The organism is Enterobacter cloacae complex sp. 394I7 (genome assembly GCF_057320345.1).
In genome coordinates this window covers 975,634-991,264 of sequence record NZ_JBXWCR010000001.1, presented here as the reverse complement: position 1 = coordinate 991,264, position 15,631 = coordinate 975,634, and the positions used below count along the sequence as shown (strand labels likewise).

Annotated in this window: 16 protein-coding genes and 1 riboswitch; of the genes, 10 read left to right on the top strand and 6 right to left on the bottom strand. The window is 55.8% G+C overall.

The annotated features are described in order from the left end of the window. Positions 1-10 precede the first annotated feature (10 nt). Both AC2FAP_RS04855 and AC2FAP_RS04850 read right to left on the bottom strand, forming a co-directional pair. Positions 11-1,069: a putative urea ABC transporter substrate-binding protein gene (locus AC2FAP_RS04855; RefSeq protein ID WP_149376601.1), complete on the bottom strand. Its 1,059-nt coding sequence runs from the start codon at positions 1,067-1,069 to the stop codon at positions 11-13. Positions 1,070-1,126: 57 nt separating this feature from the next. After that, positions 1,127-1,225: riboswitch (guanidine-I (ykkC/yxkD leader) on the bottom strand. Positions 1,226-1,441: 216 nt separating this feature from the next. Further along, positions 1,442-1,894, bottom strand: coding sequence for a MarR family winged helix-turn-helix transcriptional regulator (locus AC2FAP_RS04850; protein WP_014169866.1), 453 nt, complete (start codon positions 1,892-1,894; stop codon positions 1,442-1,444). 68 nt (positions 1,895-1,962) lie between these two features. Between AC2FAP_RS04850 and AC2FAP_RS04845 the strand changes: the two genes are divergently transcribed. The 8 genes from AC2FAP_RS04845 (at position 1,963) to clcB (ending at position 9,071) form a co-directional block, all read left to right on the top strand. Next, entirely contained in the window at positions 1,963-2,256 is a 294-nt protein-coding gene (locus AC2FAP_RS04845) for a DUF1330 domain-containing protein (protein WP_196480812.1), read from the top strand. Positions 2,257-2,362: 106 nt separating this feature from the next. Beyond that, entirely contained in the window at positions 2,363-2,986 is a 624-nt protein-coding gene (locus tag AC2FAP_RS04840) for a glutathione S-transferase family protein (RefSeq protein WP_346589360.1), read from the top strand. 156 nt (positions 2,987-3,142) lie between these two features. Next, a complete protein-coding gene (locus tag AC2FAP_RS04835; protein WP_032681132.1) occupies positions 3,143-3,886 on the top strand; it encodes a YoaK family protein in 744 nt (247 codons plus the stop codon). A 273-nt stretch (positions 3,887-4,159) separates the two neighbouring features. Beyond that, positions 4,160-4,870: an osmoprotectant ABC transporter permease OsmY gene (osmY, locus tag AC2FAP_RS04830; protein ID WP_059306006.1), complete on the top strand. Its 711-nt coding sequence runs from the start codon at positions 4,160-4,162 to the stop codon at positions 4,868-4,870. Positions 4,871-4,888: 18 nt separating this feature from the next. Continuing rightward, entirely contained in the window at positions 4,889-5,788 is a 900-nt protein-coding gene (gene osmX, locus AC2FAP_RS04825; RefSeq protein WP_073396666.1) for an osmoprotectant ABC transporter substrate-binding protein OsmX, read from the top strand. Between the two features lie 8 nt (positions 5,789-5,796). After that, positions 5,797-6,444, top strand: a complete 648-nt coding sequence (gene osmW / locus AC2FAP_RS04820; protein WP_014169860.1) for an osmoprotectant ABC transporter permease OsmW — start codon at positions 5,797-5,799, stop codon at positions 6,442-6,444. Further along, positions 6,444-7,592, top strand: coding sequence for an osmoprotectant ABC transporter ATP-binding protein OsmV (osmV, locus tag AC2FAP_RS04815; RefSeq protein ID WP_047357361.1), 1,149 nt, complete (start codon positions 6,444-6,446; stop codon positions 7,590-7,592). The genes osmW and osmV overlap by 1 nt, the downstream gene beginning before the upstream one ends. A 168-nt stretch (positions 7,593-7,760) precedes the next feature. Next, positions 7,761-9,071: a voltage-gated ClC-type chloride channel ClcB gene (gene clcB, locus AC2FAP_RS04810; RefSeq protein WP_449541604.1), complete on the top strand. Its 1,311-nt coding sequence runs from the start codon at positions 7,761-7,763 to the stop codon at positions 9,069-9,071. Here clcB and bioD read toward each other — a convergent pair. The 3 genes from bioD to AC2FAP_RS04795 form a co-directional block, all read right to left on the bottom strand. After that, on the bottom strand, positions 9,006-9,701 hold the full coding sequence (gene bioD, locus AC2FAP_RS04805; RefSeq protein ID WP_014169857.1) for a dethiobiotin synthase: 696 nt from the start codon (positions 9,699-9,701) through the stop codon (positions 9,006-9,008). The two genes, clcB and bioD, sit on opposite strands and share 66 nt — an antisense overlap. A 130-nt stretch (positions 9,702-9,831) precedes the next feature. Continuing rightward, positions 9,832-11,052, bottom strand: a complete 1,221-nt coding sequence (gene mlc / locus AC2FAP_RS04800; protein WP_020884286.1) for a sugar metabolism global transcriptional regulator Mlc — start codon at positions 11,050-11,052, stop codon at positions 9,832-9,834. A gap of 94 nt (positions 11,053-11,146) precedes the next feature. Then, positions 11,147-12,079, bottom strand: coding sequence for a LysR family transcriptional regulator (locus AC2FAP_RS04795; RefSeq protein ID WP_020884287.1), 933 nt, complete (start codon positions 12,077-12,079; stop codon positions 11,147-11,149). Positions 12,080-12,200: 121 nt separating this feature from the next. Between AC2FAP_RS04795 and AC2FAP_RS04790 the strand changes: the two genes are divergently transcribed. Then, positions 12,201-13,454 carry an MFS transporter gene (locus AC2FAP_RS04790; protein WP_020884288.1) on the top strand — a complete coding sequence of 418 codons (1,254 nt, stop codon included), beginning with the start codon at positions 12,201-12,203 and terminating at the stop codon, positions 13,452-13,454. Position 13,455: 1 nt separating this feature from the next. On the opposite strand, the gene AC2FAP_RS04785 is transcribed toward AC2FAP_RS04790, so the two are convergent. Continuing rightward, on the bottom strand, positions 13,456-13,818 hold the full coding sequence (locus AC2FAP_RS04785) for a cell envelope integrity TolA family protein (protein ID WP_059306009.1): 363 nt from the start codon (positions 13,816-13,818) through the stop codon (positions 13,456-13,458). Between the two features lie 154 nt (positions 13,819-13,972). Here AC2FAP_RS04785 and AC2FAP_RS04780 point away from each other — a divergent pair, with 154 nt between their 5' ends. Further along, on the top strand, positions 13,973-15,460 hold the full coding sequence (locus AC2FAP_RS04780) for a carboxypeptidase M32 (protein WP_059306010.1): 1,488 nt from the start codon (positions 13,973-13,975) through the stop codon (positions 15,458-15,460). The last annotated feature ends 171 nt before the right edge of the window (positions 15,461-15,631 follow it).

Below are 15,631 nucleotides of genomic sequence, written 5' to 3'. Positions count from 1 at the left end.
CCGTCCGTTATCACAGCGTGCCGGCAGCGGCCATTTTCACGAAGCTGTCGTCAAAGCGCAGCTTCACGTTGCTGGCATCGCCCTGGGTGACATTGCCCGGGAAGCGCATGCCGATGAAATCCGCGCTTTGCGCCCCATCGCCCAGCAGCCCTTTATCGAACGAAAACGTGGCCACGCGCTGCATGGTTTTCGCCAGTTCCGGCGACGTTAAAAAGGCAATATTGTCCTGCGGGGTATAGAACAGGTGGGTTGTTTTCAGCTGCGCCTGATAACCGGCCAGATCGGTACCGGAGGCGGTGGCCATTGCGTTGAGCACGGTGGCATCCTGCGCTTTCATCAGCCCCATCATCTCGTACCATGCGCCGGTTAATGCTTTGCCAAGCGCCGGGTTGTCTTTCAGGGTTTCGCTGTTGACCACCATCATGTCGATAAGCTCACCCGGTACCTGAGAGGAGCTGAACACTTCTGTCGTTTTTGGCGTGCCTTTGATGACCGACAGCTGCGGGTTCCAGGCTACCGCTGCCTGCACATTTGCCGTGCCAAAGGCGGAGACGATGTCCGCGTCAGACGTGTTTACCACAGTGACGTCTTTTTCGGCCAGGCCGGCTTTTTCCAGGCCGCGCACCAGCAGATAGTGGGAAACAGAGAGCTCAGGCAGGTAGACTTTCATCCCTTTCAGGTCGTTGAGCGTTTTGCCCTCGCCCTTCATCACGACGCCGTCGTTGCCTTCTGAATAGCTGCCGAGGATCAGCGCCGTGGTATCAACGCCGCCCGCGGCCGGTATGGTCAGCGCATCCATATTGGTCATGGTGCAGCCGTCAAACTGGCCCGCAGTGTACTGGTTGATGGATTCGATATAGTCGTTGAGCTGAACAACGTTGATTTTGATGCCGTATTTATCGGCCCATTTATCGATGATTTTGCTACTGCTGAGGGTGCCCCAGGGCATCCAGCCGGCGTAGATGGTCCAGCAGACGTTGAACTCTTTCTTCACCGCAGCAAAGGTGGGGAGACTGACCAGCATCGCCAGGGAGAGTACCAGGGTGCGGAATAATGGCGTTTTCTTCATGCTTGACCTCTGAGTGGCACAAAATTAGGGGGCAGCGCGACACCTTCAGGTGCTGCTGTCTCCCGGGCTTTTGTCCCGCCGTGTAACCTCTCAGAGGTCGCCAGCTCTTGGACCAGCCATTCACCGCAGTGAACCGGAACCCTAGCCAGCTATTTTTCAAATTGTGGTGTGCTGCCCTTCAGTGTTTAGCGTTGCAAGGGATATGCCAGAATTTTTTATGTTAATTATTAAACTGTTAAGTCTGCCTGTGCAGGCTGTTTCACCGTTTTGGTGAGACAAGGCGAGTTGAGTGCACCGTGCTGGTGCTCTTTGGGATGACGCGTGGTGCTGACGGCGTTGCCCACAGTACGTGTCTGCGACAGCAGGAAAGGCTCAAAACGATGTGCTGGTTTTTGCCAGGTCTTTCATCATCGTCGTCGTCAGGCTGAGCTGCTCGCTTCCCATTTTACGTGACAATTCCTCTCTCGCGGACTGCCATACGGGGATCACGGATGTCAGAAGCGCCCACCCCTGCGCGGTCAGGCTAAGTTGTTTTCCACGGCGCCCGCGCCCCCCCGTTGATTCAATAACCCCACGGGACTCCATAATCCGTATGTTTCGGCTCAGTGTGGTTGCATCCACCCCGGCCTTTGATGCAAGCCCTGCCACCGTTTCATTTACGCCACCGCCGATCCCCACCAGCAGGCTGAACTGTTCTGCCGTCAATTCATAAGGTCTGAAGCAGGCGTTGTAATAACGCGTAATAGCCCGTGCTGTTGCACGTGCCTGATACGCCGGACAGGTTTCGGGGATGGTTTTTAGTAACGCCAGATCAACAGTGTTCATACTTTACGCTCGACAGATACGGTGAGATAAAATAGTGTATATACACTATTAACGCTATTCAAGGTATCATGATGCCCGCATTTATCCATATCAATTTACGTGTTATCGACCCTGCACGGCAGGCCAATCTTGCCCCTCGCTTCAGACTGGCACTTGAAGAGGCCGGCGGCAAAATTCTGCATTTTGGTCCTGTTGTCGAAGTCCTTGAAGGCGATGAAGAACCGCTACCCTTTGCTGGCATTTTTGAGTTCCCTTCACTGCAGCAGGCGCTGGCGTTTTATCATTCGGAAAAATATGCCCCGATCAAAGCTGAACGCCAGCTGGCACAGCAGGCAAAAATGTTCGTTGTCACCACAGACTAAGCGTTTCGTTTCCTTCCCTGCGATATCGTTTCCAGATTTCTCCACCCGTTCGCCAGAACCGGTGTAGAGTTTTTAAACACTGCATCTCTAAAAGGACACCGGCATCATGTTAAGCATCCTGGGCAAGACAACCTCGATCAACGTACGTAAAGTGCTCTGGACCTGCGAAGAAGCGGGTATCGAGTATCACCAGGAAGACTACGGCAGCGGTTTTGCCTCCACGCAAACCGCTGCCTTCCGCGCCCTGAATCCCAACGCCATGGTTCCCGTGCTGCTCGATGACGAGTTCGTCCTCTGGGAATCTAACGCAATCTGCCGTTATCTGGCCCGTAAAGCCGGCCGTGAGGATCTCCTGCCAACGGAACCGCAGGCCTGCGCCAACATCGAACGCTGGATGGACTGGCAGGCAAGCGAATTTAACAATGCCTGGCGGTATGTCTTTCCGGCACTGGGACGCAATAACCCGGACTATAACGACCCGGAGCGTATTGCCGCCGGAATTAAAGCGTGGAACCACTGCATCGCTATTCTGGAGGAGCAGTTGCAACGCACCGCAGCCTATACGGCGGGCGAGGTGTTTACCCTTGCAGACGTGGTACTTGGTCTCTCGGTGAACCGCTGGAAAATGACGCCATTTGATAAGCCTGATGTGCCGGCAATTAACGCCTGGTTCGAACGACTTAATCAGCGACCGGCATTTTTACGTCACGGGAATAACGGTATGGTGTAAGTTTTTCAGCCCTCACACATTCAGCAAGGATATTTTATTTAATTACAAAACCCTGAATGCCGTTATCAGGAATAATAATTAAGCAATATCCTGGACAGCCCCTTGCACCGCTTTGCTAGCCTGAATAGTCAGGCAAAGCTCAACCCGGAGGTATTCTTGCTGATTAAACTCAAAAAAGAACGAACGCATCAGGAGGATCGCCTGCTCGCACTCTGGCTGGCGACCTCTGCAGGCTTGCTCAACGCCATCGCCCTCGGGGCATTTGGCTTTTTTCCCTCCCATATGACCGGCAATACCTCCCAATTATCCAGCGAAGTTTCCTCTACCGATCTGAATGATATTTTGTTCTTTGGCACCCTTATTCTGTCTTTTGTTGCCGGCGCAATCATGGCCCGTATCATCGTGTTATGGGGGATTATCCATAATATCAGGCTGGTTTTTTGCCAGATACTGTTGGTCGAGGGATTATTACTGACCGGCGTTTCCTGTTACGAGATGTATTTCCATGCCCTCACGACTAACCGTGAAATTATTATCTTTCTTTGTGGTCTGATGGGGATTCATAATTCAACGTCGACCCAGCTTTCCGGCGGCCGGGTAAGATCAACCCATATTACCGGCACGCTGACGGACGCGGGAATATCCCTGGCCTCGGTCCTGGTGGCGATGCTCCGCCGGGATTATTCCAAAGATACGGCAGCGCAAAAAAGTCAGCTCAAAACCCACTTAACCACCATTTTCTCGTTTATTACCGGCGGTATCGCCGGGCTGATCCTGTTCAGGTGGATTGGGTTTAACGCCATGCTGGCGCTTGGGGTGATGCTCGTCGTTGTCGCCGCCTTTTCCATCATCAGCACCTCAGTGCGCGTTCGCCGGGTGCGCGCCGCCTTCAGCCGATAATGAGGGTCGCAGGCGTGAGGAGACGCTCACGCCATGTGACACTGTCACATTTTAAATTACGCTTTAGGACAATTCTGTCTGCACCACAGCCAGCCCTTGCTCCATAAGGCTTAACCTAAGGTTGTCACTAATTTCATAGGGTTACTGATTTTCCCCCTTCGCTGGAACCCATCCCAAACGCTTGCTATAGGTCATCTACCCCTGCCGAAACATGGCATAACAACAGGCAACCCGTGGTTGCTATAACGCATGCGCACAGGGAGACACATCGCAATGCACCCATTACTCAAACGTTCGCTGCTTTTTGTCGGCGCCATTATTGTGGTCGTTGCCCTCCTCACCTGGGGAATTGGGCTGGATACAATTAAGGCGCGTCAGGTTGACCTGATTTACCTCGGGCAACAGCATTTAATCCTGGTATTCTCATCCATGTTCTTTGCCCTGCTGATGGGTATTCCCAGCGGCATTTTGTTGAGCCGCCCGTCAGCACGCGGTATCGCTGAATACGTGATGCAAATCTTTAATGTCGGTAATACCCTGCCGCCGCTGGCCGTTCTGGCGCTGGCAATGGTGGTGATTGGTATCGGTGATACGCCTGCGATTATCGCCCTGTTCCTCGCCTCGCTGCTGCCGATAGTGCGAAACACCTATGCCGGACTGTGCTCGGTTCCGTCGTCGTTACTGGAAGCGGCTAATGGCATTGGGATGACGAAATGGCAGCGTCTGCGCCAGGTCGAACTTCCCAACGCCTGGCCGGTAATGCTCTCCGGGATCCGCATTGCCACCGCCATCAACGTGGGTACCGCCCCGCTGGCCTTCCTGATTGGTGCCAGCAGCTACGGCGAACTGATTTTTCCCGGTATCTACCTCAACGACTTCCCGACGCTGATCCTCGGCGCGGCGGCCACCGCCCTGTTTGCTCTGATCCTCGACACCCTGCTGGCTGCGCTGGGTCGCGTGATGAGTCCACATCTCGCTCGATAACAATAACAAGGAGCTTTTATGAGACTGATATCCAGCCTGACGGCGCTGTGTGCCGCGGCACTGTTCACCAGCCAGGCGATAGCGGCCCCGCTGATCCTGGCGACCAAGAGCTTTACCGAGCAGCACATTCTCTCGGCCATGACCGTCCAGTATCTGCAAAAAAAGGGATTTCAGGTCCAGCCACAGACCAATATTGCCACGGTCATTTCCCGCAACGCGATGATCAACAAACAAATTGATATGACCTGGGAGTACACCGGCACGTCGTTAATCATTTTTAACCACATCAACAAGCGCATGTCGCCACAGGAGTCTTACGAGACGGTGAAACGCCTGGACGCGAAGCACGGTCTGGTATGGCTCAACCCCGCCGATATGAACAATACCTACGCCTTCGCCATGCAGCGTAAACGCGCCGAAGCGGAACACATCAACACCATGTCTGAAATGGTCGCAAAGATTGAGCAGACCCGTAAAACCGATCCGGATAAAAACTGGCTGCTGGGTCTGGACCTCGAATTTGCCGGACGCAGCGACGGGATGAAACCGCTGCAGGCGGCATACAACATGGAACTGGATCGCCCGCAGATCCGCCAGATGGACCCGGGCCTGGTCTATAACGCGGTGCGGGACGGTTTCGTCGATGCCGGGCTTATCTATACCACCGACGGGCGGGTAAAAGGCTTCGACCTGAAGGTGCTGGAAGATGATAAAGGCTTCTTCCCGAGCTATGCGGTCACTCCCGTGGTGCGTAAAGACACCCTTGACGCCAATCCGGGTCTGAAAGAGGCGCTGAATACTCTCTCCGCCCAGCTCAATAACGACGTTATCACCGAACTGAATAAGAAGGTGGATATCGACCATCAGTCACCGCAGCAGGTCGCCCGTGATTTCCTGCGTAGCAAACAGTTGCTGTAGGAGGCGCTATGGAGACGATTCACTACATTCTGGATAACTGGGACTATCTGTTAACCCTGACGCTGCAACACCTGTGGCTGGTGGCGCTGGCGGTTGGGCTAGCCATACTCATCGGCGTCCCTCTGGGGATTTTGATTGTCCGCCACAAATGGCTGGCGACGCCGGTGCTGGGGATTGCCACCATCGTGCTAACGATACCGTCCATTGCGCTGTTTGGCCTGATGATCCCGCTCTTTTCGCTGATCGGTCAGGGTATTGGTGCCCTGCCCGCTATCACGGCGGTGTTTCTCTACTCGTTGCTGCCAATTGTGCGTAACACCCATACCGCGCTGGACAGCCTGCCGCCGGGCCTGCGTGAAGCCGGACGCGGTATCGGGATGACCTTCTGGCAGCGTTTGCGCTGGGTTGAAATCCCGATGGCACTGCCGGTGATTTTTGGCGGTATCCGCACCGCCGTCGTGATGAACATCGGCGTGATGGCCATTGCCGCAGTGATTGGCGCTGGCGGCCTTGGCCTGCTGCTGCTTAACGGCATCGGCGGTAGTGATATTCGTATGTTAATTGCGGGTGCGCTGATGATCTGTCTTTTAGCGATTGTGCTCGACTGGCTGCTGCATCGTCTGCAGGTCGTTCTGACTCCAAAGGGGATACGATAATGATAAAACTGGAAAACCTCACCAAACAATTTTCGCAGAAACACGGCCAGAGCGTTAAGGCCGTCGACAACGTCAACCTCAACGTGCCTGAAGGGGAAATGTGCGTCCTGCTCGGCCCGTCAGGCTGTGGGAAAACCACCACCCTGAAGATGATTAACCGTCTGATCGCACCAAGCAGCGGCACGATCCTGATTAACGGCGAAGACACCAGCGGGATGGATACCGTGACCCTGCGCCGCAATATCGGCTACGTTATTCAGCAGATTGGTCTGTTCCCAAACATGACCATTGAGGAGAACATCACCGTGGTGCCGCGCATGCTGGGCTGGGATAAAGCCCGGTGTAAAACCCGCGCTGAAGAGCTGATGGATATGGTGGCCATGGACCCGCATAAATTTCTCAACCGCTATCCGCGTGAAATGTCCGGCGGTCAGCAGCAGCGTATCGGCGTGATCCGTGCCCTGGCGGCGGATCCTCCGGTACTGCTGATGGATGAACCGTTCGGTGCGGTGGACCCGATAAACCGCGAGGTGATCCAGAACCAGTTCCTGGAGATGCAGCGCAAACTGAAAAAGACCGTGATGCTGGTCAGCCATGACATCGACGAGGCCCTGAAGCTTGGGGATCGTATCGCCGTCTTCCGCCAGGGGCGTATTGTCCAGTGCGCCAGCCCGGACGAACTGCTGGCAAAACCGGCGAACGAGTTCGTCGGCTCGTTTGTCGGCCAGGACCGTACGCTCAAGCGTCTGCTGCTGGTATCGGCAGGCGATGTCACCGACCAGCAACCGACCCTCACCGTGCGCGGCTCTACCCTGCTTTCTGAGGCCTTTGCAACCATGGATGACAACGATATTCGCGCCATTACCGTCGTGGACGATCGGGGTAAACCGCTGGGCTTTGTGAAGCGTCGGGAAGCGCGTAATGCCAGCGGCACCTGTGCCGATATCCTGCATCCGTTCCGTATGACCGGCAAAGCGGAGGATAACCTGCGCGTGGTGCTTTCACGGTTGTATGAGAGCAACACCAGCTGGATGCCGATTGTCGACGAAGAGGGCCGCTATAACGGCGAGATCTCACAGGATTATATTGCCGAGTATCTCAGCTCCGGCCGTACGCGCCGGGCGCTGAATATTCACAGCGAGAGTTAAGCGAAAACACTCCGCCGGGCGGGCCAGACGTATGGCGCTGACCTGCCCGGCGGCACGCTCCCCCACAGCGCATTTGCTCAGGCCAACACGGTTCATCGCACGCATACCTTTTGCTAACCCCGCGATTTCCCCTCACAATATTGTATCTCCCACGTTTAATTGCGGCCCATGCAACGTCTTCACGCTTATCCCGACATCCGCGCGATGTTTCTCAGACTTCTGATTGCCACCCTTACCGGCATACTGGCCGCGCTGGCCGTCGCGGTGTTCCGCCACAGCATGTATCTGCTGGAGTGGCTGTTTCTCAGTAACAACAGCGGCAGTCTGGTGAATGCCGCGGCTGCGTTATCCCCGTGGCGTCGCGCGCTCACGCCCGCGCTGGGAGGGCTGGCGGCGGGGTTATTGTTGTGGGGATGGCAGCGGCTTACGGCGCAACGTCCTCATGCGCCGACAGATTATATGGAAGCACTGGAGACGGGCGACGGCCAGTTTGATTATGGCTCGAGCCTCGTAAAATCCCTTGCGTCACTGCTGGTTGTCTCCAGCGGGAGCGCCATCGGCCGCGAAGGTGCCATGATCCTGCTTGCGGCACTGGCCGCCTCCTTTTTCGCCCAACGCTTTACGCCGAAATCCGAATGGAAATTATGGATTGCCTGCGGAGCCGCGGCCGGGATGGCCAGCGCCTATCACGCGCCCCTGGCCGGCAGCCTGTTTATTGCCGAAATTCTGTTTGGCACGCTGATGCTGGCCTCGCTCGGGCCGGTGGTGATTGCGGCGGTGGTAGCCCTGCTTACCACGCGACTCTTAGCGCCCGGTGCCGGTACGCTCTATGACGTCCATCTGAGTGGCCTACTCAGTGCGACAGATTATGGCCTGCTTGTCGTGACAGGCCTGCTGGCGGGACTGTGCGGACCGCTGCTGATGTGGCTTATGGCGTTCAGCCATTCGTTATTTCTGCGTCTCAGGCTCTCGCCGCCCTGGCAACTGGCGCTCGGCGGAGCGATCGTCGGGTTGCTGTCGCTCCTGACGCCTGACGTGTGGGGGAATGGCTACAGCGTGGTTCAGGCTTTTCTGCTCGCCCCACCGCTGCTGTCCGTGATAGCAGGTGTATTTATCTGTAAATTGCTGGCGGTACTGGCAAGCAGCGGTTCTGGCGCGCCGGGCGGGGTTTTCACACCGACGTTGTTTGTCGGCTTGGCCACAGGAATGCTGTTTGCACAACTCTTCGGGCTGTGGTTTCCGGGGTCTGAAACGGTGATTTTGCTGGGGCTGGCAGGCATGGCGACGTTACTCGCCGCGACGACCCATGCGCCCATTATGTCTGCGTTGATGGTCTGTGAAATGACCGGGCAGTATTTTTTGCTGCCCGGTTTGCTGATTGCCTGCGTGATCGCGTCCGTCTTGTCGCGGACGTTACGCCACGACTCGATCTACGGACAACATGCGACCGAGGGAAGAGAGATCGATGTACTGCGCTAATTCACGCTGTTCGGCACGTGGCAGATAAGGCAGCTCGCCCACCAACGGTCCCGGCAGTTTTTTGCTCAGCACGTCGATGATTTCCGCGTAGTGCGCCAGGCCCGGGTTGATACGGTTTGCGACCCAGCCAATCAACGGCAATCCGTCATTGGCAATCGCCTGCGCCGTCAGAAGCGCATGGTTGATGCACCCTTCCTGAATACCGACCACCATGATCACCGGCAGTTGCTCCTGCACCACCCACTCAGAAAGCGGGCGCAGATCGTTCATCAGGCTGCGCCATCCGCCGGTACCTTCCACCACGACATGATCGGCCATCTCGCTCAGGTTCGCCAGACCGTCGGACAACAGGGTGTAATTAATCAGACCGCTGTGCGCCACGCTGCTTTCATCTTCGCTTAAGGCAATGGGATTGATCGCGTGATATGGCAGTTCCAGTGACGAGACGCTTTGTAACACCAGGGCGTCTTTATTCCGCAATCCTTCGGGCGTCTCTTTACTGCCTTTTGCGACCGGTTTGTACCCTGCAACGCGTTTACCGCTTGCTGCCAGAGCCTGTAGCAACGCGCGGGATACAACGGTCTTGCCGACAGAGGTATCTGTACCCGTAACAAAGAAACGCTTAAGCATGACTCATTCCACCTCTTGGGTATGCTTCGAAAATATAAACCAGAGAAATAATTCAGTGGGGGAAGTCTACGGGATGCGTGCGCTACCCAGCTTGAGATAGCGCAATTTTTCGTACATCTGCGGAAAAGAGTTAACCCTGTAACAGGCGGATCAGCAGCGAGCCGTTATACATGGCGTCCTTGACCAGGGCTGCACCAGCCATGGTGCCCTGATTGGAAAACTGGGTGCTTTCCACGGCAATATTTTTGCTGTAGGCCGGGAGCGCCTGTTGATGAATACAGGCCGAGATAGCCGGGAAGAGGATTTCCGCCGCCTGACTCAGCGGTGAGCCAATCAGGATTTTTTGCGGGTTGAAGAGATTCACCATAATGGCCAGAATGCGGCCAACGTTATTCCCCACTCCGGTAATAATATCCTTTGCCAGCAGATCCCCCTGACGCGCTGCGGCGCAGAGTGAATCGACGGTCAACGGTTGTCCGTGCAGCGAAGAGCTCATGGACTGGCTGAGCCTGACCTGCGCCAGCTCCAGCACGCTTTCCACGCTGGCGATGGTTTCCAGACAGCCATGGTTGCCGCAGTAACAGCGCTTGCCGTAGGGATCGACCTGCGTGTGACCGATTTCGACCAGGCTACTGCTTCCGGCATGCAGAAGGCGTCCGTCGGTGATGACGCCCGCCCCGACGTTATGGTCAATCACCACCTGAATCACGTCCCTTGCGCCGCGGGATGCGCCAAACAGCGCCTCCGCCATCGTCCAGGCGCTGATGTCATGCTGAATATAGACCGGCACGCCGGTGTGATTTTTCAGCACCTCGCCCAGCGGCATCTCTTTAACATCGTCGTAGAACGGCATGCGGTGCACGATTCCATTTTCGGTATCAATAATACCCGGCATGGTGATCGCAATAGCCGTTAAGCGTTCAAGGCGTTGCTGATGGCGAATAAAGAAGTGATCGATATGGGTGACAATGGCATCGAGGAGCGATTGTTCAGCCTTGAGCGGCAGTTCCAGCCGGTCTTCAACCACCAGCTTGCTGCTTAAATCGCGCAGGGCAAGGAAGATCTCTCCCCGGCTAATGCGCAGTGACAGGTAGTGCCACGCTTCGGTCTCCACCACCAGGCCGACCGCCGGACGGCCGCGGCTGCCCGGCTCCTGAATTTCCGTCTCCTGGACCAGGTGGGCTTCCAGCATTTCACGAACAATCTTGGTAATACTGGCAGGTGCCAGTTGTGCCAGGCGCGAAAGATCGATACGCGAAACCGGGCCAAGCTGATCAATCAGGCGATAAACCGCGCCAGCGTTGGTCTGCTTAATCTGATCAATGTGCCCTGGCTGACTATCAGCAACCACCTCGTACTCCCTTATTTTCGAGCATCGAAATAAACTGTGGGCTATGGTGAAGCACTTCAATGGCCGTCGTCAAATATTTACTTAGCCATGTGATTTACTGCACATTTTTACCCACTTTTCCCTCTAAATATTGTCCTGCAGAGGCGCTTAACAGCTGTGCTTTAAACCGCTGCGCTGCATGGCTCTGCTCATGATGTTTCGACCATACCAGCCACATTTCCGAAACAGCATCGTCTTCGGCGATAGCAACCCAGCGCATTTCACGCAATTGTACCCGTTTAAACGAGGCCGGAAGAATAGAGACACCCAGCCCCGCCGCGACCAGCCCAATGATGGTCATCGCTTCCCCGACTTCCTGCGTAATGATCGGGGCAAGATCGTAGCGTCGTAACAGGCCCAGAATATCGTCGTACAGACCGGTACCTACCTGCGGGTCGAAAAAAACAAACGGCTCTTTTGCCAGCTCTGCCAGCGTGACCGCCGAACGCGAGGCGAGCGGATGATCGTGCGGGATCATTGCCATTAACGGTTCGCGCAGAATAACCTGCCACGCCAGCGTATCCGGGAGTTGGGTGTTACGCATCAGACCTAAATCAAGAGAACCTTCATTCAGCGGAGCGATTTGCTCGCGGGTATTAATTTCGCGCGTCTGAATATGCACATCCGGAAAATGCCGGCGAAACGACGACAGGGTCTGCGAAACAGCGCTGATAAACGGTGCAGACGAGGTAAACCCAATCCGCAACTCTCCGGTTTCCCCGAGATAAAGCCGCTCTGCCCGGGCTGCCGCCTCATCCACCATACTGAGAATTTGTCGGCTGTCGGCCAGAAATTGCTTCCCGGCCGCCGTCAGGCTCACGCTGCGGTTGGTCCGTGCCAGAAGGCGCGCCCCGACCTGTTGCTCAAGGATCTGGATCTGCTGGCTTAGCGGGGGTTGTGAGATATTCAGTCTTGCCGCCGCGCGGCCAAAATGAAGCTCTTCAGCGACGGCGACAAAGTAGCGCAGATGACGCAGTTCGATATTCATATTTTTAAAGTATCATTTGAGATTATTAATATATTAGACAGAATATTTACATTTTCCTACTCTGATCGTGTGGTCATACCCGTCACCCGAAACCACGGGGATGTTTAAGCAAGGACATTGTGTGAGTCGTACATCTACCATTGATATCGATCCGGCCAGAGATATTGATGATTTACCCGCAGCATCGCAGCCGGTTCAGTTCATTAAACGTGGTACCCCCCAGTTCATGCGCGTCACGCTGGCGCTTTTCTCAGCGGGTCTGGCAACCTTCGCCCTGCTCTATTGCGTTCAGCCGATCCTGCCCGTTCTTTCCCATGAATTTGGCGTATCGCCTGCCAGCAGCAGTATTTCGCTCTCCATCTCTACCGGCATGCTGGCGATTGGTCTGCTTTTCACCGGGCCACTATCCGACGCCATTGGCCGTAAACAGGTGATGGTTACCGCCCTGATGCTGGCTTCGATTTGTACGTTACTCTCCACGATGATGACCAGCTGGCACGGTATCCTGGTGATGCGCGCGCTGATTGGGTTATCCCTGAGCGGCGTGGCGGCGGTCGGGATGACCTATCTCAGCGAAGAGATCCACCCGAGCTTTGTCGCCTTCTCTATGGGGCTGTACATCAGCGGGAACTCGATTGGCGGAATGAGTGGACGTCTGCTGAGCGGGGTGTTTACGGACTTCTTTAACTGGCGTATTGCGCTGGCGGTGATCGGCTGCTTTGCCCTTGCGTCTGCGCTGATGTTCTGGAGAATCCTTCCGGAATCACGTCATTTTCGTTCCACCTCCCTGCGCCCGAAAACGCTGTTCATCAACTTCCGTCTGCACTGGCGTGACAAAGGGTTGCCGCTGCTGTTCCTGACCGGCTTTCTGCTGATGGGCTCATTCGTTACGTTGTTTAACTATATCGGCTATCGCCTGATGCTATCTCCGTGGCACCTGAGCCAGGCGGTGGTGGGTCTGCTCTCTGTAGCGTATCTCACCGGTACGTGGAGTTCACCTAAAGCCGGAGCGATGACGGCCCGCTTTGGACGCGGTCCGGTTATGCTGGTCTCTACGGCCGTCATGCTGCTCGGCCTGTTGATGACCCTTTTCGCCTCCCTGTGGCTTATCTTCGCCGGGATGCTGCTTTTCTCTGCCGGTTTCTTCGCCGCTCACTCGGTGGCCAGCAGCTGGATTGGGCCACGCGCTCGCCGGGCCAAAGGCCAGGCGTCGTCTTTGTATCTGTTCAGCTATTACCTCGGTTCCAGCTTTGCGGGGACGCTGGGTGGGGTGTTCTGGCATAACTATGGCTGGAACGGCGTGGGCGGTTTTATTGCGCTCATGCTCTGCGGGGCGCTGTTGGTAGGGACCCGTTTACACCAGCGGCTGCACTGATTCAGGGTTTGAAATCGAGCGTGTAGTTTTCCCCGATACGCTCATCAGGTACCACTGGGAGCACATGATCGTCACTGGCAGACTGTAAGGCCGCAATGGCGGCCTTACACAGCTCAGGATCGCTGCCTTTTACCACCTGAATGTGGGTCACATAGGTCGCGCCTTTGGGCTGGTGAATCTTTAATGAGCAGAGCTTCCCTTCATACTGCTCTGTGGTCGTCATCCTTTGTTTCACTGTTTCCACATACGCAAACGCCCATGCGTGCGCGGAGTCTTCTTCGGTGTTGAACGGGATCACGTCATGATGATGTGTCTGGCACCCCGTCAGCAACACTGCAATCCCTACACTCACAACCTTGTTCATTTTCCATCCGGCAGTCGTTTTTTTAGGGTTATAACACAGCGTTACTGAACGAAATAGCACCAAACTCTAAGGGGTAATGGCTTGGATTCAGGCGGGAATTTTGATACTACTCACTCTTCATGCCTGAAACATCGCCTTGCAAAGAGAAAACGAAATGAGCGAAAACAGCCACTACCAACAACTCACCCGCACCTTCCAGCGCCTCTCCCGTTTCTCCCACCTCTCCTCCATCGCCAGCTGGGATATGTTTACCATGATGCCGCCGGGCGGCAGTGCCGCGCGCGGTGAAGCGCTGGCCGAAATGAGCGTTCTGCAACACCAGATCCTGACCGATAAAAAGGTGGGTGAATGGCTCACCGCCGCGGCCGGTGAGGACCTGAATGATATTGAACAAGCCAACCTGCGTGAAATGACGCGTCATTACCAGCAGGCGTCGCTGTTGCCGGAAGCGCTGGTGGAAGCCAAATCGCTGGCAGGCAGCAAATGTGAGCACGCCTGGCGTACCCAGCGCCCGGCCAATGACTGGCAGGGGTTTGCCGCCAACCTGAAAGAGGTCGTCAAACTGAGCCGCGAGGAGGCTCGCCTGCGTGCTGAAGCCAAAGGCTGCAGCCCTTACGACGCGCTGCTGGATATTTTCGAGCCGGACATGACCAGCGCGCGTCTGGACGTACTGTTCGCGGATATGAAATCCTGGCTGCCGGACCTGCTGGCAAACGTTGTGGAAAAACAGGCTCAGCAGTCGTTCGTTCCGCCGCAGGGCCCCTTCCCGACGGCAACGCAGCGTGAACTTGGGCTTGAAGCCATGAAGATGCTCGGCTTTGATTTTAACGGCGGTCGCCTGGACGTCAGTGCACACCCGTTCTGCGGTGGCGTGCCGGAAGATGTGCGCATCACCACGCGTTATGATGAGGACGAGCTGCTCAGCGCGCTGTTTGGCGTGATCCACGAAACCGGACACGCGCGCTACGAGCAAAACCTGCCGCGAACGTGGGCCGGTCAACCTGTCGCGCTGGCCCGTTCAACGGCGATCCACGAATCCCAGAGCCTGTTCTTTGAGATGCAGCTGGGGCGCAGCGACGCTTTCCTTAAACATCTCCTCCCTGCGGTTCACGCCCGTTTTGGCAGTCAGGCGGCGTTCAGTGAAGAGAACTTTATTGCCTGGAACCAGCGCGTGAAACCGGGCTATATCCGCGTCGATGCCGACGAAGTCAGCTACCCGGCACATGTGGTGCTGCGCTATGAAATTGAACGTGCGCTGATCAATGGCGATATCGAGGTGGATGACATTCCGGCGCTGTGGGATGAGAAAATGCAGGCCTGGCTCGGGTTATCAACCAAAGATAACTACCGCAACGGCTGTATGCAGGACATTCACTGGACCGACGGCGGTTTTGGCTACTTCCCATCCTACACGCTCGGCGCGATGTACGCCGCGCAATTGTTCCATGCGGCCAAAACGGCGCTGCCGGGTCTGCAGTCCTCCATCGCTGAGGGCGATTTCTCCGCCCTGTTTGACTGGCTGCGTCAGAACATCTGGCAGCACGGTAGCCGCTTCACCACTTCGCAACTGATTACCCAGGCGACGGGTGAAGACCTGAATATCCGTTACTTCCGCGAGCATTTGACGTCCCGTTATCTGTAATCCAGCGGCCGGAGTACGCTCCGGCCGTTTTCCTTTTGCGCACCCTTTACCGCCCTTTGTACATTCCGTTACACGCCGATACCAATCACTCACGGAAACCCCGAATTTACAGGGATATAGTTCTTTCAACGGCCCCGCAGTGGGGTTAAATGAAAAACCAAATTCGAGGGT

Bases quoted from the DNA above. Each gene is read 5' to 3' on its own strand.
- AC2FAP_RS04855 (WP_149376601.1), bottom strand. From the start codon at position 1,069: ATGAAGAAAACGCCATTATTCCGCACCCTGGTACTCTCCCTGGCGATG.
- AC2FAP_RS04850 (WP_014169866.1), bottom strand. From the start codon at position 1,894: ATGAACACTGTTGATCTGGCGTTACTAAAAACCATCCCCGAAACCTGT.
- AC2FAP_RS04845 (WP_196480812.1), top strand. From the start codon at position 1,963: ATGATGCCCGCATTTATCCATATCAATTTACGTGTTATCGACCCTGCA.
- AC2FAP_RS04840 (WP_346589360.1), top strand. From the start codon at position 2,363: ATGTTAAGCATCCTGGGCAAGACAACCTCGATCAACGTACGTAAAGTG.
- osmY (WP_059306006.1), top strand. From the start codon at position 4,160: ATGCACCCATTACTCAAACGTTCGCTGCTTTTTGTCGGCGCCATTATT.
- osmX (WP_073396666.1), top strand. From the start codon at position 4,889: ATGAGACTGATATCCAGCCTGACGGCGCTGTGTGCCGCGGCACTGTTC.
- osmW (WP_014169860.1), top strand. From the start codon at position 5,797: ATGGAGACGATTCACTACATTCTGGATAACTGGGACTATCTGTTAACC.
- osmV (WP_047357361.1), top strand. From the start codon at position 6,444: ATGATAAAACTGGAAAACCTCACCAAACAATTTTCGCAGAAACACGGC.
- clcB (WP_449541604.1), top strand. From the start codon at position 7,761: ATGCAACGTCTTCACGCTTATCCCGACATCCGCGCGATGTTTCTCAGA.
- bioD (WP_014169857.1), bottom strand. From the start codon at position 9,701: ATGCTTAAGCGTTTCTTTGTTACGGGTACAGATACCTCTGTCGGCAAG.
- AC2FAP_RS04795 (WP_020884287.1), bottom strand. From the start codon at position 12,079: ATGAATATCGAACTGCGTCATCTGCGCTACTTTGTCGCCGTCGCTGAA.
- AC2FAP_RS04785 (WP_059306009.1), bottom strand. From the start codon at position 13,818: ATGAACAAGGTTGTGAGTGTAGGGATTGCAGTGTTGCTGACGGGGTGC.
- AC2FAP_RS04780 (WP_059306010.1), top strand. From the start codon at position 13,973: ATGAGCGAAAACAGCCACTACCAACAACTCACCCGCACCTTCCAGCGC.